19 protein-coding genes are annotated in these 19,422 nt (G+C 64.4%); 12 read left to right on the top strand and 7 right to left on the bottom strand.

The genetic code is table 11. The features are described from left to right. The first annotated feature begins 63 nt into the window (after positions 1-63). From M1D97_RS00185 to M1D97_RS00160, 6 genes are all read left to right on the top strand, one after another. Positions 64-798, top strand: coding sequence for a glutathione S-transferase (locus tag M1D97_RS00185; RefSeq protein WP_456268724.1), 735 nt, complete (start codon positions 64-66; stop codon positions 796-798). Between the two features lie 72 nt (positions 799-870). After that, positions 871-1,527 (top strand): glutaredoxin 2, encoded by a 657-nt coding sequence (gene grxB / locus M1D97_RS00180; protein WP_456268723.1) that lies wholly within the window; start codon positions 871-873, stop codon positions 1,525-1,527. Positions 1,528-1,600: 73 nt separating this feature from the next. After that, complete coding sequence (gene gmk / locus M1D97_RS00175; protein ID WP_456268722.1) at positions 1,601-2,233, top strand: guanylate kinase; 633 nt, start codon at positions 1,601-1,603, stop codon at positions 2,231-2,233. A gap of 89 nt (positions 2,234-2,322) precedes the next feature. Then, positions 2,323-2,574 carry a DNA-directed RNA polymerase subunit omega gene (gene rpoZ / locus M1D97_RS00170; protein ID WP_456268721.1) on the top strand — a complete coding sequence of 84 codons (252 nt, stop codon included), beginning with the start codon at positions 2,323-2,325 and terminating at the stop codon, positions 2,572-2,574. A 26-nt stretch (positions 2,575-2,600) separates the two neighbouring features. Continuing rightward, complete coding sequence (locus M1D97_RS00165; RefSeq protein WP_456268720.1) at positions 2,601-4,724, top strand: RelA/SpoT family protein; 2,124 nt, start codon at positions 2,601-2,603, stop codon at positions 4,722-4,724. 59 nt (positions 4,725-4,783) lie between these two features. Further along, a complete protein-coding gene (locus tag M1D97_RS00160; protein ID WP_456268719.1) occupies positions 4,784-5,173 on the top strand; it encodes a RidA family protein in 390 nt (129 codons plus the stop codon). 114 nt (positions 5,174-5,287) lie between these two features. On the opposite strand, the gene M1D97_RS00155 is transcribed toward M1D97_RS00160, so the two are convergent. After that, entirely contained in the window at positions 5,288-6,163 is an 876-nt protein-coding gene (locus M1D97_RS00155; RefSeq protein WP_456268718.1) for an SDR family oxidoreductase, read from the bottom strand. Between the two features lie 111 nt (positions 6,164-6,274). Between M1D97_RS00155 and M1D97_RS00150 the strand changes: the two genes are divergently transcribed. From M1D97_RS00150 to M1D97_RS00140, 3 genes are all read left to right on the top strand, one after another. Then, complete coding sequence (locus M1D97_RS00150; protein WP_456268716.1) at positions 6,275-7,192, top strand: LysR substrate-binding domain-containing protein; 918 nt, start codon at positions 6,275-6,277, stop codon at positions 7,190-7,192. Continuing rightward, complete coding sequence (gene recG, locus M1D97_RS00145; RefSeq protein WP_456268715.1) at positions 7,189-9,294, top strand: ATP-dependent DNA helicase RecG; 2,106 nt, start codon at positions 7,189-7,191, stop codon at positions 9,292-9,294. Before M1D97_RS00150 ends, recG begins: the two co-directional genes overlap by 4 nt. Before the next feature lie 99 nt (positions 9,295-9,393). Then, positions 9,394-10,266: an oxygenase MpaB family protein gene (locus tag M1D97_RS00140; protein WP_456268714.1), complete on the top strand. Its 873-nt coding sequence runs from the start codon at positions 9,394-9,396 to the stop codon at positions 10,264-10,266. A 33-nt stretch (positions 10,267-10,299) separates the two neighbouring features. Here M1D97_RS00140 and M1D97_RS00135 read toward each other — a convergent pair whose 3' ends face one another. Genes M1D97_RS00135 through M1D97_RS00125 form a run of 3 tightly spaced genes read right to left on the bottom strand, consistent with a single transcriptional unit; the run spans position 10,300 to position 13,341 of the window. Continuing rightward, a complete protein-coding gene (locus tag M1D97_RS00135; RefSeq protein WP_456268713.1) occupies positions 10,300-11,175 on the bottom strand; it encodes a phosphogluconate dehydrogenase C-terminal domain-containing protein in 876 nt (291 codons plus the stop codon). Next, positions 11,168-11,968, bottom strand: a complete 801-nt coding sequence (locus M1D97_RS00130) for a sugar phosphate isomerase/epimerase family protein (protein ID WP_456268712.1) — start codon at positions 11,966-11,968, stop codon at positions 11,168-11,170. Before M1D97_RS00130 ends, M1D97_RS00135 begins: the two co-directional genes overlap by 8 nt. A 17-nt stretch (positions 11,969-11,985) precedes the next feature. Continuing rightward, a complete protein-coding gene (locus M1D97_RS00125) occupies positions 11,986-13,341 on the bottom strand; it encodes an MFS transporter (protein WP_456268711.1) in 1,356 nt (451 codons plus the stop codon). A gap of 551 nt (positions 13,342-13,892) precedes the next feature. On the opposite strand from M1D97_RS00125, the gene nanR reads away from it, so the two are divergent. Further along, positions 13,893-14,615, top strand: a complete 723-nt coding sequence (gene nanR / locus M1D97_RS00120) for a transcriptional regulator NanR (RefSeq protein WP_456268710.1) — start codon at positions 13,893-13,895, stop codon at positions 14,613-14,615. A 24-nt stretch (positions 14,616-14,639) separates the two neighbouring features. Here the strand turns inward: nanR and M1D97_RS00115 are convergent, their stop codons facing one another. The 3 genes from M1D97_RS00115 to M1D97_RS00105 form a co-directional block, all read right to left on the bottom strand. Next, a complete protein-coding gene (locus M1D97_RS00115) occupies positions 14,640-15,260 on the bottom strand; it encodes a LysE family translocator (RefSeq protein WP_456268709.1) in 621 nt (206 codons plus the stop codon). A gap of 15 nt (positions 15,261-15,275) precedes the next feature. Further along, positions 15,276-16,109 carry a helix-turn-helix domain-containing protein gene (locus M1D97_RS00110; protein ID WP_456268708.1) on the bottom strand — a complete coding sequence of 278 codons (834 nt, stop codon included), beginning with the start codon at positions 16,107-16,109 and terminating at the stop codon, positions 15,276-15,278. Between the two features lie 70 nt (positions 16,110-16,179). Further along, a complete protein-coding gene (locus M1D97_RS00105; protein ID WP_456270241.1) occupies positions 16,180-17,082 on the bottom strand; it encodes a LysR family transcriptional regulator in 903 nt (300 codons plus the stop codon). Between the two features lie 135 nt (positions 17,083-17,217). On the opposite strand from M1D97_RS00105, the gene trpB reads away from it, so the two are divergent. Both trpB and trpA read left to right on the top strand, forming a co-directional pair. After that, complete coding sequence (gene trpB / locus M1D97_RS00100; protein ID WP_456268707.1) at positions 17,218-18,546, top strand: tryptophan synthase subunit beta; 1,329 nt, start codon at positions 17,218-17,220, stop codon at positions 18,544-18,546. After that, positions 18,546-19,367 (top strand): tryptophan synthase subunit alpha, encoded by an 822-nt coding sequence (gene trpA, locus M1D97_RS00095; protein ID WP_456268706.1) that lies wholly within the window; start codon positions 18,546-18,548, stop codon positions 19,365-19,367. Before trpB ends, trpA begins: the two co-directional genes overlap by 1 nt. The last annotated feature ends 55 nt before the right edge of the window (positions 19,368-19,422 follow it).

The following is a 19,422-nucleotide window of genomic DNA, read 5'->3' as shown; positions in this document are numbered from 1 at the left end:
TCATCCCGGTCAGCATCACCTGCCACCATAGGGCAATCAGAGACGTCGGTACGGAGAGACCCCATGCGTTACGAACTCTATTACTGGCCGACCATCCCCGGCCGGGGCGAATTCATTCGACTGGCGCTGGAAGCCGGCGACGCCGACTATATCGATGTGGGCAACACCACTGAACCCGGCTACGGCGTGGAGGCCGTCACCGCCTGGCTGGATGGCAGCATGACCCACTACCCACCCTTCGCCCCGCCCTTTTTGAAGGCGGGCGGGGAGGTCATCTCCCATGTCGCCAATATCCTTCAGTACCTGGGGCCGCGGCTCAAGCTGGTCCAGGATGACAAGGTCTATCAGTACTGGACCCACAGCCTGCAGCTGACCATCACCGATTTTGTCGCCGAGGCCCACGACGTGCATCACCCCCTGGGGCCGGAGCTTTACTTCGAGGATCAACAGGACGAGGCGCTGCGCCGGGCAGGCAATTTCATCGACAACCGCCTGCCGAAGTTCTTTCACTATTTCGAGCGCATCATCGACAACAACCCCGACAGCACGGTGTATCTGGTCGGCAAGCGGCTCTCCTATGTGGATCTGTCGCTCTTTCACGTGGTGCAGGGGCTGCGCTACGCCTTCCCGAAGGCCATGGCCGCGCTGGAAGGCGATATCCCGAAGGTCATCGCCCTGCACGATCACGTGCTGGAACTGCCCCTGATCAGCGAGTATCTCGCCTCCGAGCGGCGTCTGGCGTTTTCCGAGCAGGGGCTTTTTCGCCACTATCCAATGCTTGATCGTGCCGGGAAGTAACCCGCGGGTGGCGGGGTCAGGCTTCGTCGCCCAGAATTAGTCCCTGAAAAGGACAAGTTGGAGAACTCAAGGATGGACCTTTATATCTATGATCACTGCCCGTTCTGCGTGAAGGCACGCATGATCTTCGGGCTGCGCGATGTACCGATCACCCTGCAGACGCTGCTCAACGACGATGCCGAGACGCCCACGCGACTGGTCGGTGAAAAGAAGGTGCCGATTCTCGAGTTCGAGGATGGCCATACCATGGTCGAGAGCATGGCGATCGTGAAGGGCATCGACAGCCAGGCCGAGGGCGTGAAGGTCATGGACGGCCCGCGCAATCCGGAGATCACGCGCTGGGTCAACGCCGCCTCCGACACCGTGGCAAAGCTCTTTATCCCCCGCGTGCCGCGGGCACCGCTGGGCGAATTTGCCACCCGGGAGGCCGCCGAGCACTTCACCGCCAACAAGGAGGTGGCGTTTGGCAGCTTCGCCACGCTGCTCGGGCAGACCCCGGAGCTGCTGGTGGACGTCGAGCGCTGGCTCAACGAGCTGGATGCGTTGATCCAGTCACCGGAGGCCGTCAACGGCGTGCTGTCGCTGGATGACATCGAGCTTTTCCCGGTGCTGCGCCAGCTCTCGCTGGTCGAAGGAGTCAAGTATCCGGCGAACGTGGAAGCCTATCGCCAGGCGATGGCGCGGCTGGCCGATGTGCCATTGCACGACGAGATCGCCGTCGCGGCCTGAATGTCCCCTCACCGGCGGCTGCAGGGCTGTGCCATAATGGGGCGCCTTGCAGCCATTCATTCGGATCGCTTTCATGTCCCAGGGCACGCTCTACATCATTTCCGCCCCGTCGGGCGCCGGCAAGACCAGCCTGGTGCGCGAGCTCGTGGCCGCCACCGACAACATCGGGGTGTCGGTCTCTCATACCACCCGTTACAAGCGCACCGGCGAAACCGACGGCATCAACTACCACTTCGTCGATGAGCCCACCTTCGAGGCGATGATCCAGCGGGGCGAGTTCTTTGAACACGCCTGGGTCTTTGATCGCCACTACGGCACCTCGCGTGTGGAAGTGGAGAAGCGGCTGGCCCGGGGCGAGGATGTCATTCTCGAAATCGACTGGCAGGGCGCACGCCAGGTGCGCGAACAGATGCCGCAGGCGGTGTCGATCTTTATCCTGCCGCCCTCGCGCGAGGCGCTGCGCGAGCGCCTGGCCGGCCGGGGGCAGGATGACGCCGCCACCATCGATCGGCGCATGCGCGATGCCATCAGCGAGATGTCGCATTTCGACGAGTATGACTACCTGATCATCAACGACGATTTCGCCACCGCCGTGGCGGAATTGAAAGGGCTGATCGGTGCCGAACGTCTGCGAACGACGCGGGTACAGGGTACAAACCGGGCGCTGCTCGGCAAGCTCTTGTCAGAAGTGGAAGGGCTCCGGTAGACTCGGTTCCCCCTTCCGAACACGATACGCCCGGCCCGTGACGCGCCGGGCGCCTTCATAAAGACCCAACGCATTCAGGAGCCAGCATCATGGCACGAGTAACGGTTGAAGATTGTCTCCAATACATGGATAACCGCTTCCAGCTGGTCATGGTTTCCACCCACCGCGCCCGTCAGCTGGCCCGCGGCTCGCGCAATGCCGAACTGCCCTGGGAAAACGACAAGCCCACCGTCATGGCACTGCGTGAAATTGCGGCGCAAAAGATCGATCGCTCCGTGCTCAACGAGCCGCTGGAAGCCATGGTGCCGCAGCGCCCGCGCTACGAGCCGGAAAGCGAATAAGCCCACTGCCCATACACTGACCTGCCATGTTCACGATCGATGATCTCTCCGACCGCCTGGACGGCTACCTGACCGTCGACGAGATCGCGCAGGTCAGACGCGCCTTCTACTACGCCGAACAGGCCCACGACGGCCAGCGCCGCCGCTCCGGCGAGCCCTATGTCACCCACCCGCTGGCCGTCGCCAATATCCTCGCCAACATGCACATGGACTATCAAAGCCTGATGGCGGCGATGCTCCATGACGTGATCGAGGATACCGGCATTACCAAGGAGGCACTGTCGCGCCAGTTCGGCGAGGAAGTGGCCGAGCTGGTCGACGGCGTGTCGAAGCTGACCCAGATCACCTTCGAGGACAAGGCCGTCGCCCAGGCGGAAAACTTCCAGAAGATGGTGCTGGCGATGTCGCGCGACATTCGCGTCATCATCGTCAAGCTCGCCGACCGGCTGCACAACATGCGCACCCTGGGCGCCCTGCGCCCGGACAAGAAACGCCGCATCGCCCGCGAAACGCTGGAGATCTACTCGCGCATCGCCGGGCGGCTGGGCATCAACACCATTCGGGTGGAGCTGGAGGATCTCTCCTTTCAGGCCATCCACCCGATGCGCGCCGAGCGCATCCAGCGCGCGGTGGTCAGGGCGCGCGGCAACCGCCGCTCGATGGTGCGCCACGTCCAGAGCACCCTGCAGAGCACGCTGGATGGCGACGAGCTGCCCGGCACGGTGATGGGGCGCCAGAAGCATCTGTTGTCGATCTATCGCAAGATGCGCGACCAGCGCAAGCCGTTCAACGAGCTGATGGACGTGTTCGGCTTTCGCATCGTCACCGACCGGGTCGATACCTGCTATCGCATCCTGGGCGCGGTGCACAATCTCTACAAGCCGGTGCCGGGGCGCTTCAAGGACTACATCGCCATCCCCAAGGCCAACGGCTACCAGAGCCTGCATACCACGCTTTTCGGCCCCAACGGCCTGCCCATCGAGGTGCAGATTCGCACCCGCGAGATGGAGGCGATGGCCAACAACGGCATTGCCGCCCACTGGCTCTACAAGGCCGGCCAGACCGATCGGCCGATCGCCATGGGCAGCCACGCCCGCGCCCGCGAGTGGGTGCGCGGCCTGCTGGAAATGCAGCGCCATGCCGGCAACTCGCTCGAGTTCATCGAGCACGTCAAAAACGACCTGTTCCCCGATGACGCCTACGTCTTCACCCCCAAGGGCGACATCATGGAACTGCCGCGCGGCGCCACCGCGATCGATTTCGCCTACGCGGTGCATACCGACATCGGCAACAGCTGCATCGCCTGTCGCATTGACCGTCATCTGGCGCCGCTGTCGACGCGTCTGGACAGCGGCCAGACCGTCGAGATCATCACCGCGCCGGGCGCCCAGCCCAATCTGGCGTGGCTGTCGTTCACGATCACGGCCAAGGCCCGCTCGGCGGTGCGTCACGCCCTCAAGCATCAGCAGCGCAACGACTCGGTGGCGCTGGGCCGGCGCCTGCTCAACCAGGCGCTCAACTCGTTCAACCTGAGCCTGGATGCCCTGTCGAAGACCCGCATTGACGCGCTGCTCGGCGCCCTGGCGCTGAAGTCGCTGGACGATCTGCTCGAGGAGATCGGGCTGGGCAGCCGCGTGGCCTGGAGCGTGGCACGACGGCTGGCCGACAGCGAACCCGAGGAGATTCAGGCCCACAGCGATGACCAGGGGGCGATGGCCATCAGCGGCGCCCGCAACATGGTGATCAGCTTTGCCCGCTGCTGCTATCCGCTGCCGGGGGATACCATCGTCGGCAATCTCAGTGCCGGTCGCGGCATTGTGGTGCATCGCAGTGAATGCGGTAATCTGGAAGACTGTCGCGAGGATCCGGAGAAGTGTTTCCCGCTGCAGTGGTCCGACACCGTGGAGGATGACTTCCCGGTGGGGCTGCGCCTCGAGATTGAAACGCGCCGCGGGCTGGTGGCCGAACTGGCCAGCCTGATCAACGACGCCGAAGCCAATATCGAGCGCATTAATATCGAGGAGCGCGATGAGCGTCTGTCGATCGTCAACCTGACTCTGGCCGTGCGCAATCGCGTGCATCTGGCACGAATCATCAAGCGCATTCGCAATCTGGCCTATGTGGGTCGCGTCTCGCGTACCGGCAGCTGACGATCCGTCGCATCATCCCCTTTTAAAGCATCCTTTCAACAACAACGCAGGGAGTGTTCATGAGCAATCGTGCCGCCATCCATACCGATCATGCCCCGGAGGCCATCGGTCCCTACTCGCAGGCCATCAAGGCCGGCAATACCATCTATCTGTCGGGCCAGATCCCGCTGGACCCGGTCAGCATGGAGATCGTCAGCGACGATATCGAGCAGCAGGCCCATCAGGTCTTCAAGAACATGCAGGCCGTGTGTGAAGAAGCCGCCGGCTCCCTGACCGACGTCGTCAAGCTCAATCTCTACCTGACCGATCTGTCGCACTTTGCCCGCGTCAACAAGGTCATGGAGGAGTGGTTTCAGCCGCCTTATCCGGCCCGTGCCGCGGTGGGCGTGAAGGAACTGCCCAAGGGCAGCCTGTTCGAGGCCGAAGGGGTCATGGTACTGGGCGACTGAGTCGCTTCGCGGTTGACCGGTGGCCGCAATGAAAGGGGGCGATGGCACCAGCCATCGCCCCCTTCCTGTTTCAACCCGTCGGGTCCGGTCCGTGACAGGCCCTTGCGTACAGCATCAGGCCTGCTCGCTGACCTTGATGCCGGCCGCCTTGAGCACCTGGGCGTAACCTTCCCGAAAGGTGGGATACTGGAACCGATAGCCGGCCTCGACCAGCCGGCGGCTGTCGCAGCGCTTGCTGGCGCGCCGGCGCAACGGTGACTGAATGGTGCTGCTGGGCTCGACGTTGAGCCGGGCGGCCAGCCACATCATCACGTCGTGCAGCGGCGTGGACTCGGTATCGCTGCCCAGATAGACCGGCTCGAGCGGCTCATTGCTGACGGCGCGCTCGATGAGAAAGTCCAGCACGCCGGCACAGTCGTCGCGATGAATGCGGTTGGAGTACATCGCCGGGCTTTTGGGGGCGATGCGGCCCTCCTGAACCTGGCCGATGAGCCGCTCGCGCCCCGGGCCATAGATGCCTGAAAAACGCACGGTGGTGCCGGGCAGGGCGCTGCCGGCCAGACGCTGCTCGGCCTCGATCAGCAGCCGTCCGGAGAAGCTCTGGGGCTCGAGCACGCTCTCTTCGTCCACCGTCTCGCCCTCCTGCTGGCCGTAGACCGAGGTCGAGGAGACGAAAAAGAAATGTTGCGGCAGGTGGCCGCGCCCTTCGTAATGGCTCAGTACCCGATCCAGCCCATCGACGTAGGCGGCCTGATAGGCACTCTCCTCGAAGCGGTCGGCACTGATGGCATAGACTACAATATCGGCATCCGGCAGCGCCTCGAGCGAGGAGACATCATTGATATCCATCGACACGCCTTCGATGCCGCTGCGCTCAAGGCCTTCGGCGTGGCGCCGAACACCGACCACACGATATCCCTGTGCGAGCTTGCGCTCTCCCAGCGCGGTACCGACATCGCCACATCCAAGGATGAGAATTGTCTTGTTCACCCGCTAAGCTCCTTGCTTGATAGGGCCGATAAGGTTTGACTATAAGGCCCTGAATTGAACGGTCGCTTCATGCGACAACTTCCTGTTCCACGTGCTGGCTCGGTCTGCTACATGACTCTAACAGAACTTCGCTACATCGTAACCTTGGCTCAGGAGCGCCATTTCGGGCGCGCCGCCGAGCGTTGCTTCGTCTCCCAGCCGACCCTGTCGGTGGCGGTCAAGAAACTGGAGGAAGAACTGGGCGTGGCGCTGTTCGAGCGCAGCAAGTCCACCGTCCAGGTCACCCCGCTGGGCGACAAGATCGTCGAGCAGGCCAGTCGCGTGCTCGAACAGGCCGGCGCCATCAAGGAGCTGGCCAACGAAGGCAAGGACCAGCTCTCCAGCCCCCTGCGGGTCGGCGCCATCCACACCATCGGCCCCTATCTCTTCCCGCATCTGATCCCGCGACTCTCCGAGGAAGCGCCACAGATGCCGCTCTACATCGAGGAGAACCTCACCGGCGAGCTGCGGCGCAAGCTGCGCTCCGGCGAGCTCGACGTGATTCTTGTGGCGCTGCCCTTTGCCGAGCCCGATGTGCTGACCAAGTCGCTCTATGACGAGCCCTTCGAGGTGCTGCTGCCGGCCGGCCACGCCTGGCTCTCCCAGAAGGAGATCGACCGCGAGGTCCTGTATGACGAGAAGATGCTGATGCTGGGCGAGGGCCACTGCTTTCGTGACCAGGTGCTCGAGGCCTGCCCGACCATCAAGGACCACGTCCATCAGCCCGGCAACACCCTGATTGCCGAGGGCGGCTCGCTGGAAACCATCCGCCACATGGTCGCCTCGGGGCTGGGCATCACCGTGGTGCCCCGCTCCGCCACCGGCAGCGGCCACTACACCAGCGGTGTGCTGGAAACCCGTCCGTTCAAGGCGCCGGCACCGAGCCGGACCGTGGCGCTGGCCTGGCGGGCCAGCTTTCCGCGGCCCAAGGCGATCGATTCGATCACGCGCGCCATTCGGGCCTGCCAGCAGGTGATCGATCCGTCATGAGCACTGCCGTGACCCGGCCCGCCAGCGGCGCCACGGATCTCGCCACGCTCAAGGGCGTGGGACCGGCGATGCGCGAACGTCTCGAGCGCCTTGGCCTGCAGGTGGCCGAGGATCTGCTCTTCCACCTGCCGCTGCGCTATCAGGACCGCACCCGGGTGACGCCGATCGCGGATCTGCGCGCCGGCCACGAGGCGGTCGTGGAGGGCGAAGTCACCGCCGCTGACGTGATTCAGGGGCGCAAACGCAGCCTGCTGGTCCGCCTGCGTGATGGCTCGGGCATCATGTCGCTGCGCTTTTTTCACTTCTCCCAGGCCCAGGTGGGCCAGTTTGGCCGCGGCACCCGGATACGCCTGTTCGGCGAGGCACGCTCCGGCAGTACCGGGCTGGAGATGTATCACCCCGAGTATCGGCTCTTGAAGGACGATACCGGGGAGGCGGTCGAGGAGACCCTCACGCCGATCTACCCGACCACGGAAGGGCTGGCGCAGCCGCGTCTGCGCGCGCTGGTCCGTCAGGCGTTTGAACATCTCGACCAGGGCAGCCTGACGCTCGAGGAGCTGATCCCCGAGACGCTGCGCAGCCGCTTTCGACTGCCGGCGCTGCGCGAATCGCTCGACTATCTGCACTTCCCGCCGCCGGATGCCCCGCTGGAGACGCTTGCCGACGGGCGCCACCCCACCCAGCAGCGGCTGGCGCTGGAGGAGCTGCTGGCGCACCAGCTCAGCCTGTATCGCATCCGCCTGCGCATTCAGGACGACGCTGCCCCGGCGCTGCCCGCCAGCGGCGGACTGGCGACCCGCTTTCTGACCCAGCTGCCGTTTTCGCTGACCGGCGCCCAGCGTCGCGTGCTCAGCGAGATCGGCGCCGACATCGCCCGGACCACCCCCATGCTGCGGCTGGTGCAGGGCGACGTCGGCTCCGGCAAGACCGTGGTGGCCGCCATGGCCATGCTGCAGGCCGTGACCGGTGGTTATCAGGCCGCGCTCATGGCGCCCACCGAGCTGCTGGCCGAACAGCACTACAAGAGCCTCAAGCGCTGGTTCGAGCCGCTGGGCATCGAGGTGGCCTGGCTCTCCGGCAAGCTCAAGGGCAAGGCACGGCTCGAGGCCAAGGCAATGATCAGCGAAGGGCACGCCCGGGTCGTGGCCGGCACCCACGCGCTCTTTCAGGAGGATGTCCATTTCCATCGCCTGGGGCTGGCCGTTATCGATGAGCAGCACCGCTTCGGCGTGCACCAGCGTCTCGCCCTGCGCCAGAAGGGCGAGGCCAGCGGCAGCACCCCGCACCAGCTGATCATGACCGCCACACCGATCCCCAGGACGCTGGCCATGAGCGCCTACGCCGATCTGGACGTCTCGGTGATCGACGAACTGCCGCCCGGGCGCACGCCGATCCGGACCGTGGCGGTCTCCGACGAGCGCCGCGGCGAAGTGACCGAACGCATTCGCAACGCCTGCCTCGAAGGGCGCCAGGCCTACTGGGTCTGCACCCTGATCGAGGAGTCCGAAGCGCTGACCTGCCAGGCCGCCGAGGTCACCCGCGACACCCTGACCGAGGCGCTGCCGGAATTTCAGGTCGGTCTGGTGCACGGGCGCATGAAGGCGCAGGAGAAGGCCGACGTCATGAACGCCTTTCGCGACGGCGAGCTGGACCTGCTGGTCGCCACCACGGTCATCGAGGTGGGCGTCGATGTGCCCAACGCCAGTCTGATGATCATTGAAAACCCCGAGCGTCTGGGACTGGCCCAGCTGCACCAGCTCCGGGGCCGGGTCGGGCGCGGCAGCGTGGAGAGCTTCTGCGTGCTGCTCTATCACCCGCCGCTGTCGGACACCTCCCGCGAGCGCCTGGCGGTGCTGCGCGAGTCCGGTGACGGCTTTCGCATCGCCGAGCGCGATCTGGAGCTGCGCGGGCCCGGCGAGGTGCTCGGCACCCGCCAGACAGGGCTTGTCGGCATGAAGGTTGCCGATCTCACCCGCGACCGCGACCTGCTGGAATCGGTGCGACACCTCACCCGCGCCATGCTCGACCAGGCCCCCGGGGCGGTCGAGCCGCTGATCCGACGCTGGCTCGGCGAGGCCGGCGGACAGTACGGGCAGGTCTAGGCGCCGCGAACGTGATCGGTCCCGCGGCACCCGCTACGGTGTCCTACACTGAAAGCGCCTGCCAGCCCTTCCAACGCCGGAGACGCGAGCCCTGCGCCCATGACCTCGACCTTTCTGCGTGATGCCATGATTCAGCGCCTGGGCGAGGCGCGTACGGATGCCAACCCCGGCCCGTTTCCCCGCGACGGCCTGGTCCGCAATATTCACGGCGACTTCACGCCCATGATGTGCGGCGGCATCAGCGCGCTTTTGCTGCAGATGCTGCATCCGCTGGCGCTGGCCGGTATCTGGGATCACTCCCGCTTTCGCGAAGACATGATCGGGCGGCTCAGGCGCACCAGTGACTTCATTGCCACCACCAGCTTCGGCACCTTTGAGCAGGCCGAGACCGCCATTGCCCGAGTGCGTCGGGTGCATGGCTATGTGAAAGGGCACGCCGCCGACGGCCGCCCCTACGCCGCCGACGACCCCGACCTGCTGGTCTGGGTGCACGTGGCCGAGATGAGCCGCTTCATGGCCGGCCACCTGCGCTATCGCAATCCGCAGCTCAGTCACGCCGATCAGGACCGCTACTACTTTGAGACCGCCTGCATCGCCGAAGCGCTGGGCGCCCGCCACGTGCCCGACAGCCGGGACGCCGTGGCGAACTATCTCGAGGCGAAGCGTCGTGAGCTGGTGTGTGACGAGCGCACCCGTGAAGTGATCCGGGTGCTGCTGGATGCGCCGCCGCGCAATCTCGTGCTGCGTCCGGCAGGGGCGCTGTTCATGCGCGCCGGGATCGATCTGCTGCCCGACTGGGCCAACGACATGCTGGATCTGAAGCTGTCGCGCCTGCAGCGACACGCCGTGCGCAGAGGGATCAAAAGCGCCATGCCGATGATCAGCCGCGCGGTGCGCAGCGGCGCCTATCGACGCGCGCTGGAGCGGCTGCAGGGCGAGAAGGGGGAGAAAGGAGAAAAGGGCCGATCCTGAATCGGCCCTGTCAAAGCATACTCCCGCGTCGACTCAGTTCAGGGCCGGTGCGTCGCGGCGCACCTGATCGATCTTGAGCATGCGCGCAATGACCTTGTCGAGCTCCTCCTGCTCGAAGATCTTCTTCCAGTCGTCCTTGAGGATATTCTCCCGACCATAGTCGATGGCGACCATGCAGGCATCCGAGAACGGATTGGTGCTGCGAAACGCCACGGCGAGCGCAATCTGGATATGGCCGTAGAGCATGGCTTCGGCCGCTTCCTGCGACACCCCGGTGCGTTCGACCGTTTCATCGAGCGCTTCCTTCATGAAGGTGCCGACCATGCAGGCCACGGTCTCCACAAGGGTCGGCTCGAGATAGGCCAGCTGCGTCACGGTCATCCAGTGCACTTTATCCACCGGGCCATACATCTGGCGAATCACCGTTTCGAGCGACGCCCGTTCTGCGTCGCTGCCCTGTTCAAAGGCGGCGGCGATCGACTGCACGGCCGCGCTGCCGCCAAACGCATCGCCCCACTCCTTATCGGTGCGTCGCTCCAGAAAGACCGACGGATGGCAGGGGTGCGCCACGGCGTAGTGAATCTCGTCGCGCTGATGCAGCAGATTGGCATAGGCCGCCGCCGGGTCCAGCGTGAGCACCGTGGCGCCCGCCTTCATGCGCGGCACCAGCTGCTCGGAGACCTTGCCCAGCACGATATCCGGCACCGCCAGAATCACCAGATCGCAGTGCTCGATGACCTGCTCGATGTCGCTGACCTCGCGACCGGCCTCGCGCATTTTCTCCTGTGCAGCGGGGGCGTTTTCACAGTAGTAGATCGTGCTGTCGCTGGCCTCGAGATTGGCCGAGATGCGCATGCCCATCTTGCCGCCGGCACCGACCATCGCGATATGGGGGTATACGTTATCCATGATGACTCCTTAAAACGTCCATGCAGTGGCGTGTCCAGCGCGCCTCGGTGGTAATGGTGGTGGCTTCATCACCCTGCCAGGGCAGCCAGTGTTCGATAATGCAGTTGATGTCGCGTTTGCCCGGTTCGACCCGGGCGATCATGTCCTCAAGGGGCAACAGGCCCTCGCCCAGCGCAGTGCCCGTCAACTGGAAGCCGACCCAGCCGGGCGAGCGCGAGAAGGCAAAGTCCTTGATGTGCAGGTTGGTCACCCGGGACGCTGTGCGCTCGATGACCGCCTTGGGCATCTCGAGCGCCGCCACGCAGTTACCCGGGTCCAGGCACACGCCGATATGGTCATCGTCGAGCGTCTCGATGACCTGCATCAGCGTCTCGACGCTGACCTGCTCGTAGGTTTCCAGTGTCAGCGTGACCTGCTGCTCTTTTAACGCCGGCAGGATCTGCTCAAGGCGCTGTATGGCCTGTTCCGGTGTCGGGCGATCATCGCTGCTGTAGAGCATGCTGCGAATCAGGCGCACATCGAGCCGACGGGCCAGCGTCAGATAGCGCTCGAGATGCTCGGGCGCCACGCCCCGGGTACCCAGCTCCAGCACAACACCCAGCGAGCGCGCCCGATCGCGCAGCGCCGTCAGGCGCGCCTCGTCAAATGTCTCGATCGCCGGGTAGTCACAGATCTGGAAGACCTCACCGCCCAGCTCGGCCGTCTCTTCCAGCATCGCCTCCAGCGTCATGGGTGTTTCGACCTGCTCCGATCCTCGCCAGAAAAAGGCGTAGGTACTCAATCCGATGGCCATGATGTCTCCTGAATGAATCAATGGGCGCCTGCACCGGCGTGAGAGGCAGACACGCCCGAATCGGGCCGGGGCACACGGCTAATGGCCAGCATCAGAATGCCCGATAGCAGCATGAAGCCGCCGACCACGAACATCGGTACGGTGTAGCTGCCGGTCAGATCATGCAGCGCGCCAGTGAGATAGCTCGACGAAAAGCCGGCCATGTTGCCGATCGTATTGATCAGGGCAACGCCGGCCGCGGCCGCCGCACCGTCCAGAAACCGGGTCGGCAGCGTCCAGAAGTTGGGCAGGGCGGCAAAGATCGAGCAGGCCGTCACGGTAATCACGGCCACGGTCGCCGCCGGGGAATCCATGTAGAGCGCCAGCGGCACGCTGATCGCACCGGTAAAGGCGGGCAGGGCCACATGCCAGCTGCGCACGCCGCGCCGGGTGGCATCCCGTGACCAGAGATAGAGCACCACCGCCGCCGGCAGATAGGGGATCGCGGTGATCAAACCCTTCTGCATCAGATCGAATTGAGTGCCGAACTGCGCTTCAAAGCCACCGATGATGGTGGGCAGGAAAAAGGCGAGCGCGTAGAGCCCGTAGATGAAACCGAAATAGATCAGACACAGCGTCCAGACCCGGCCGTTGGTAAAGGCAAGCTTCAAACCGTGACGGCCATGATCGTTGCCGCTTTTCTGGCGTGACTCCTGTTCGAGCTCCTGAGTCAGCCAGCGCTTTTCGTCCTCGGTCAGCCATTTGGCATCGGCGGGGCGATCCACCAGATAAAACCAGGCCACGATCCCCATGACAATCGCCGGGATGGCCACGCCAAAGAACATGAAGCGCCAGCCCGCCAGCCCGAAAAAGGCACCGTCATGCTGGATCAGCGATGCCGCCAGCGGCGCACCGATCACGGTGGTCAGGGGCTGGGCCAGATAGAACAGCGCCAGGATGCGGCTGCGATAGCGCGCCGGCACCCACAGGCTCAAAAAGAGGATCGCACCGGGGAAAAAGCCCGCCTCGGCCACGCCCAGAGCAAAACGCAGCGCATAAAGCTCCACGGCACTGTCCACCCAGGTGAAAAGCAGTGCCACCACGCCCCAGCTCACCATGATGCGGGCCAGCCACTTGCGGGCGCCAAAGCGGTGCAGGGCCATGTTGCTGGGCACTTCCAACAGGATATAGCCCAGAAAGAAGATGCCGGAGGCAAAACCGAACTGCGCAGCACTCAGCGCCAGATCGCTGTTCATGCCGTTGGGGGCAGCAAACGAGATCGCGGTACGGTCGAGATAATTGATGAAAAACATCAGGGCCACGAAGGGCACCAGACGGATGGCAACCTTGCGGATAGCAGACGCCGCCACGGCATCCGTGTGCGCGTGAGACATGATCACTTCACTCCCGCTGCCGTCTTGGCGGCAGTTCACCGGCATGGATGGGCAAAAGTCCTTCGCGGCTGCGATCGACTTTATAACGGCCTGGCTAGGCGGGAGTGATCATCATCTCATCATACCACTGACGCAATACGACTCAGGTCGCACGCCGATACGCTTTACTACATCATCCTTCATTAAACAGAGGCATAAACAGAGATAAGATGCTGTTTTTAACAAAATAAGGGTGATCCTGATGACGGAATTCCTTCAAGTACGGCAGATGCCAAAAAGGATCAACCCTACCTATTGGTATGACGACCTCGCCACATTGATTCTTGCGGGTCATAACGAGACGTGTTCTGTCGGCGCTCTGGACGGCCGTCAGGGAAGGAGAGGAAATCTTTCAGAACCGCTGGCCCGAATGGCATGACGCAGGCGTTGAAGCCGATACGCCAGACGGAGACAATGACCGGGCAATGGCATCGGCAGAAGCCGCTGAACACCGCAAGATCATGACGCCAGAGCACTGATCATGATGGGTCCCCTACAAGGAAATCGCCTCGATGCTCCCGACCTCCAATGAGCCGATTCGACGACGCAAGCTCTCTGATGAAGTGCTGGACAGGCTGCTCGAAGAGATTCGCAGCGGTGTGCTGCGCCCGGGTGACCAGCTCCCACCCGAACGCGAGCTGATGAACCGCTTCGGGGTGGGGCGCCCGGCCGTTCGCGAGGCGATGCAGAGCCTGGCCTCGAGAGGTCTGATCACCATTTCTCACGGCGAACGAGCACGCGTCAGCGAGTTCAGCGTCACCTCGATGATCGATCAGTTCGACACCACCGCACGGCTGCTCCTATCGGGCTCCGAGGAGAATGTCGATCATCTCATCCAGGCACGTCTTTTCTTTGAAACCGGCATGGTCCGCATGGCCGCGGCCCGGGCCACACCCGAGGACATCGCTCACCTTGAAGCCCTGATCGACGAGATGGCCCGTCAGCCTACCGGGGCCGCCTTCATCGAGTGCGACATGGCCTTTCATCACGCCATTGCCGACCTGACCGGCAACCCCATCTTTGCGGCCACCGCCCGGGGCATGCTGCACTGGCTCAAGGACTATCATGTCGCGATCATCAGCTTTCAGGGCGCCGAAGACGTCACGCTCAGAGAGCATCGGGACATCGTGCACTATCTCAGCGTCCATGACGTCGAGGGCGCTGCCCGCGCGATGGGCAATCACCTGACCCGTGCCAGCGAGCAGTATCGACAGCGTGGCGAAACACCGACATAGCCGGGGCATCATCCACGCAGCCGTTCACGTCCCACCGACTTGCGCCATCAGCGGCCTCCAGACGTGCTCCCGGGCCATGGACAGCGCCACCCAGGTCAGCAGCGCTGCCATGACCAGGTTGATCCCCCGGAGCAGGCGCGCGCTCTCCAGCCTCCGCCCGAGCAGCGCGCCCAGCACGGCGTAGCTGCCCGGCGCGCCCACGGCCAGCGCCGCCAGCCCCAGCGACCAGACAGGCAGCATGACGCCATCGATGCCGGCCGCCGGGAACTGCAGGGTGGCGATCGGTAGTGTCGCGATGATGCCCTTGGGGTTGCCCAGCTGCATGATGAGTCCATCGCGAAAGCGCAGCGGGCGCGGCGCCTGTTCCAGCGCGGCCGGGTCGATGCTGGATCGCGCGATTTTAACGGCCAGATAGAGGATATAGCCGCACCCCAGCGCCCCGAACAGGGCCAGCACATTGGGCCCGACCCAGGCGGCGCCGGCGAGCCCGAACAGCAGAAACAACATCAGCATGGCCAGTCCCACGCCCAGGCAGAATCCGATCGAGCGTCGGGCCTGACCGTGCAGCCCCATGTTGAGGCCGAGCAGATTGACGGGCCCGGGCGTGTACATGATGCCCAGGGCATAAACGATGATGGCGAGCATGAGAGTCGTTCCGGGTCAGTGACGAATAAAGCGCTGGTACTGCCAGGGCGTGACGCCGTGAATGCGCTTGAAGCGGCGGTTGAAGTGGCTGTGATCGGCAAAGCCGTAGCGCATCGCCACTTCGCCGGGCGTGGCCCCGGCCTCGAGCGCGCCGCGCGCGGCGTCGATGCGACAGCTGATTACGTACTGGTGCGGGGTCATGCCGAACTGACGGCGGAAAAGGCGCAGAAAGTGATACCGGGACAGGGTTGCGGCAGCGCTGATGCGCTCGAGCGAGAGTTCTTCGTCGAGATGGGCCCGGATATAGTCGCAGGCGCGCGTTAACAGCGCATCGGGGCGCGTGCCGGCCGGTACCGGGGTCTGATAGCGTCCGGCACGCTGCACCATGCGCACGGCGATCTGCTGCAGCAGGTGTTCCTGATCGATCCGGCTGCCGATGCCGTTTCTGACCAGCCGCGACAGGGCCAGAATGGCGTTGCGCAGGAGGGCATCCGTGATCAGGGTCTGCGCGCTGATCAAACGCTGCGCCCGCTCATCGCCGGCGGCGTCGGCAAACAGTGCCGCCAGCGCCTCGGGGGCAATATAGGCCATGACGTAGTCAAGACGGTGTTCGCCGCCCGACTCGCCGTCATGGGGCTGCTCGGGGTTGAAGAAGATGACGCTGCCCGGCGGGTTGCGATGATAGGCACCGGCGCTGAAGAAATCCTGCCGCCCGGCCAGCGTCACGCCAAAGGCGTACTCGGTATGCGCGTGGCGGTCGTAGCGAAAATCACTGATCGAGGCCCGCAGCATCTTGAGCGTCGGGACATGGTGACTGCTGGCAAACTGAAACTCGAACGCGCTGTTCATGGCCTTTCTCCAGGGGCGTTATACCCGGAGCCTAAGGGGCATTGCCTCTCCCGGGCTTGAACGTTATTGCTCAATCATCAAAGCGGGCCATCTCATGTCGCAGCCACGCCGCCAGCTGCTCGCCGCTCTGGCGCGGGGTGCCGCGCGCCAGCAGCAGACACAGGCGGGCGTCGGTCTCGACAAAGCCCCAGGGGGCGACCAGCCGGCCGCTTTTCAGATCGCCCTCGATGACCAGCCGCGGGGCGATGGCCACCCCCAGGCCCGCCAGCGCCGCCTCGATCAGATAGTAGAGATGCTCAAAGCGCTGCCCGGCGTCGCGCGCCAGATGCAGCCGCTCGCCATCCATTGCTGTGGCCTCGGCCCACTGCGGCCAGGCCTGGGGGCGCGAGGCGGTCTCCAGAATCGTCTCCTCCAGCAGCGCCTCGAACGGCTGCCCTGTCAGTCGGGCGGCGATGTCGGGCGCGGCTACCGCGCCGATGGTCTCGGCGGCGATCTCGATCACCTCCATGTCGGACGGCCAGGGCGGGGCGATGAAGGCCAGCGCCGCGCTGATGTCACCGCGTCCGGGGTCGGGCTCGCCGTCGCTGGCCAGCACGTTGAGCCTGAGTCCCGGCAGTTCCCGATGCAGGCGATTCAGCCGCGGAATCAGCCAGCGCGCCAGCAGGCTGCCCGGACAGGCCAGGGTAAAGGGGGCGCCCTCGATCTCGCGACTCAGGCTGCGACAGCTGGCCCGCAGGCCGGTAAAGGCCTCGCTGACGCCGGCGTGGAGCTGGCGGCCGTGGCGGGTCAGTACCAGACCGCGGCCGGCGCGCTCAAAAAGCGACGTCTCGAAATGTGTCTCCAGTGCACGAATCTGGCGACTGACGGCCCCGTGGGTCACGCTCAGCTCCTGAGCCGCCAGCGTGACGCTGCCCAGCCGGGCAGCGGCTTCAAAGGCTTTCAGGGCGTTGAGCGGGGGCAGTGATTCCGGCATTGTCATGTGAGATTTTCTCAAGGGTCATGGCAGATTTATCGATATTAACCCGCGCGCCGAACTGGCACGATAAACACATCATCGATACCCCATCGATACCTGTTACCGATGCTTGTGACGCACAGGGAGATCACCATGTCGTCTGCTACTGATACCACCCAACGCTTTTCCATGGGGCCGAACGCCGATGGCTTCTACGGCGATTTCGGCGGCCGCTTCGTGGCCGAAACCCTGATGCCCCTGATTCTCGAGCTGGAGGAGGCCTGGGAGTGGTCACGCACCGACGAGGCCTTTCGCCGCGAGCTCGAGGGCTACCAGCGTGACTATATCGGCCGCGCCACACCGCTGTATTACGCCGAGCGCCTGACCGAACACCTGGGCGGAGCGAAGATCTACTTCAAGCGCGAGGATTTGAACCACACCGGCGCGCACAAGATCAACAACTGCATCGGCCAGATCCTGCTGGCCCGCAAGATGGGCAAAAAGCGCATCATCGCCGAGACCGGCGCCGGCATGCACGGCGTGGCCACCGCCACGGTGGCGGCGCGTTTCGGCATGGAGTGCGTGATCTACATGGGCGCCACCGACATCGAGCGCCAGCAGCCCAACGTCTTTCGCATGAAGCTGCTGGGCGCCGAGGTGATTCCGGTCGAATCCGGCACCGGCACGCTCAAGGACGCCATGAACGAAGCGCTGCGCGACTGGGTCACCAACGTCGACTCCACCTTCTATCTGATCGGTACGGTGGCGGGCCCGCACCCCTATCCGGCCATGGTGCGCGACTTCCAGTCGGTGATCGGCCGCGAAACCCGCGCCCAGATGCTGGAAACGGAAGGGCGCCTGCCGGACACGCTGATGGCCTGCATCGGCGGCGGCTCCAACGCCATGGGACTGTTCCACCCGATGCTCGATGACGAGGGCATTCACATGATCGGCGTGGAAGCCGCCGGCCACGGCATCGAGACCGGCGAACACGCGGCGAGTCTCAACGGCGGCCAGCCGGGCGTGCTGCACGGCAATCGCACCTTCCTGCTGCAGAGCCTTGACGGCCAGATTACCGATGCCCACTCGGTATCGGCGGGTCTGGACTATCCGGGCATCGGCCCCGAGCACGCCTGGCTGCACACGCAAAAGCGCGTCGAGTACGTCTCGATTACCGATAGTGAAGCGATCGAGGCCTTCAAGCTGTGCTGCGAGCTGGAGGGCATCATCCCGGCGCTGGAGTCGGCGCACTCGCTGGCGCATCTGAGAAAGATCGCCGCCGATCTGCCGTCGGATCATCTGATCGTGCTCAACATGAGCGGGCGCGGCGACAAGGACATGGCCAGCGTCGCCAACTGGCTCGAGGCGCACGGCGATACCGACAAGCTGCCGGACACCACGGTGGAGGCCGCCGAGCCCGGCCGGATCGATGACATGCAGCCGCCGCATGACGTGGCGAAAAAGACCGGAGAGACCGAATAATGGCCACACGTATTACCCGCCGCTTCGAGGCGCTCAAGGCTGAAGACCGTGCGGCGCTGGTCACCTTTACCATGGCCGGTGACCCGACCTATCAGGCCTCGCTCGACACCCTCAAGGGACTGCCCGGGGCCGGCGCCGACATCATCGAACTGGGCATGCCGTTCACCGATCCGATGGCCGACGGCCCGGCCATCCAGAAGGCGGCCCTGCGCGCGCTCAAGAGTGAACACACGCTGCAGAATACGCTGGAGATGGTGCGCGAGTTTCGCCGCGACGATCAGGACACGCCGATCGTATTGATGGGCTACTACAACCCCATCTATCGCTACGGCGTCGAGCGCTTTTTGACCGATGCCAGTGAAGCCGGCATCGACGGGCTGATCGTGGTGGATCTGCCGCCGGAGCATGACGGTGAGCTGTGCCTGCCGGCGGCGCGGGCCGGGCTTGATTTCATTCGCCTGGCCACGCCCACCACGGATGACAGGCGTCTGCCGCGGGTGCTGGAAAACACTTCGGGCTTTATCTACTACGTCTCGGTGGCCGGCGTCACCGGCGCCCAGGCGCCGACACCGGAAAGCGTCGAGCAGTCCATCACGCGCATTCGCGCCCATACCGATCTGCCGATCGCCGTGGGCTTTGGCATTCGCAGCGCCGAACAGGCGGCCACCATCGGCCGTTTTGCCGACGCCGTGGTGGTGGGGTCAGCGCTGATCAACTGCATCGAGCATGCCGACAGCGTGGACGCCGGGACGCGCGATGTGCATGCGCTGGTGCGCGAACTCGCCGAAGGCGTCAGGCGCGCGCGACAGGCCACGGCCTGACAAAACAACACCGGCTGCCTTCGGGCAGCCGGTGATATCAACGCCGTAACCCTTT

The organism is Kushneria sp. AK178 (genome assembly GCF_053903105.1).
Note: the sequence above shows the minus strand (reverse complement) of the source record. Positions and strands in the feature narration are given on the sequence as shown.

What these genes read in the sequence shown, in the direction of transcription:
- M1D97_RS00165 (WP_456268720.1), top strand. Translation starts at nt 2,601, where the DNA reads ATGTTCACGATCGATGATCTCTCCGACCGCCTGGACGGCTACCTGACC.
- M1D97_RS00150 (WP_456268716.1), top strand. Translation starts at nt 6,275, where the DNA reads ATGACTCTAACAGAACTTCGCTACATCGTAACCTTGGCTCAGGAGCGC.
- M1D97_RS00130 (WP_456268712.1), bottom strand. Translation starts at nt 11,968, where the DNA reads ATGGCCATCGGATTGAGTACCTACGCCTTTTTCTGGCGAGGATCGGAG.
- grxB (WP_456268723.1), top strand. Translation starts at nt 871, where the DNA reads ATGGACCTTTATATCTATGATCACTGCCCGTTCTGCGTGAAGGCACGC.
- recG (WP_456268715.1), top strand. Translation starts at nt 7,189, where the DNA reads ATGAGCACTGCCGTGACCCGGCCCGCCAGCGGCGCCACGGATCTCGCC.
- gmk (WP_456268722.1), top strand. Translation starts at nt 1,601, where the DNA reads ATGTCCCAGGGCACGCTCTACATCATTTCCGCCCCGTCGGGCGCCGGC.
- M1D97_RS00185 (WP_456268724.1), top strand. Translation starts at nt 64, where the DNA reads ATGCGTTACGAACTCTATTACTGGCCGACCATCCCCGGCCGGGGCGAA.
- M1D97_RS00115 (WP_456268709.1), bottom strand. Translation starts at nt 15,260, where the DNA reads ATGCTCGCCATCATCGTTTATGCCCTGGGCATCATGTACACGCCCGGG.
- trpB (WP_456268707.1), top strand. Translation starts at nt 17,218, where the DNA reads ATGTCGTCTGCTACTGATACCACCCAACGCTTTTCCATGGGGCCGAAC.
- M1D97_RS00125 (WP_456268711.1), bottom strand. Translation starts at nt 13,341, where the DNA reads ATGTCTCACGCGCACACGGATGCCGTGGCGGCGTCTGCTATCCGCAAG.
- nanR (WP_456268710.1), top strand. Translation starts at nt 13,893, where the DNA reads ATGCTCCCGACCTCCAATGAGCCGATTCGACGACGCAAGCTCTCTGAT.
- M1D97_RS00140 (WP_456268714.1), top strand. Translation starts at nt 9,394, where the DNA reads ATGACCTCGACCTTTCTGCGTGATGCCATGATTCAGCGCCTGGGCGAG.
- trpA (WP_456268706.1), top strand. Translation starts at nt 18,546, where the DNA reads ATGGCCACACGTATTACCCGCCGCTTCGAGGCGCTCAAGGCTGAAGAC.
- rpoZ (WP_456268721.1), top strand. Translation starts at nt 2,323, where the DNA reads ATGGCACGAGTAACGGTTGAAGATTGTCTCCAATACATGGATAACCGC.
- M1D97_RS00160 (WP_456268719.1), top strand. Translation starts at nt 4,784, where the DNA reads ATGAGCAATCGTGCCGCCATCCATACCGATCATGCCCCGGAGGCCATC.
- M1D97_RS00105 (WP_456270241.1), bottom strand. Translation starts at nt 17,082, where the DNA reads ATGCCGGAATCACTGCCCCCGCTCAACGCCCTGAAAGCCTTTGAAGCC.
- M1D97_RS00110 (WP_456268708.1), bottom strand. Translation starts at nt 16,109, where the DNA reads ATGAACAGCGCGTTCGAGTTTCAGTTTGCCAGCAGTCACCATGTCCCG.
- M1D97_RS00135 (WP_456268713.1), bottom strand. Translation starts at nt 11,175, where the DNA reads ATGGATAACGTATACCCCCATATCGCGATGGTCGGTGCCGGCGGCAAG.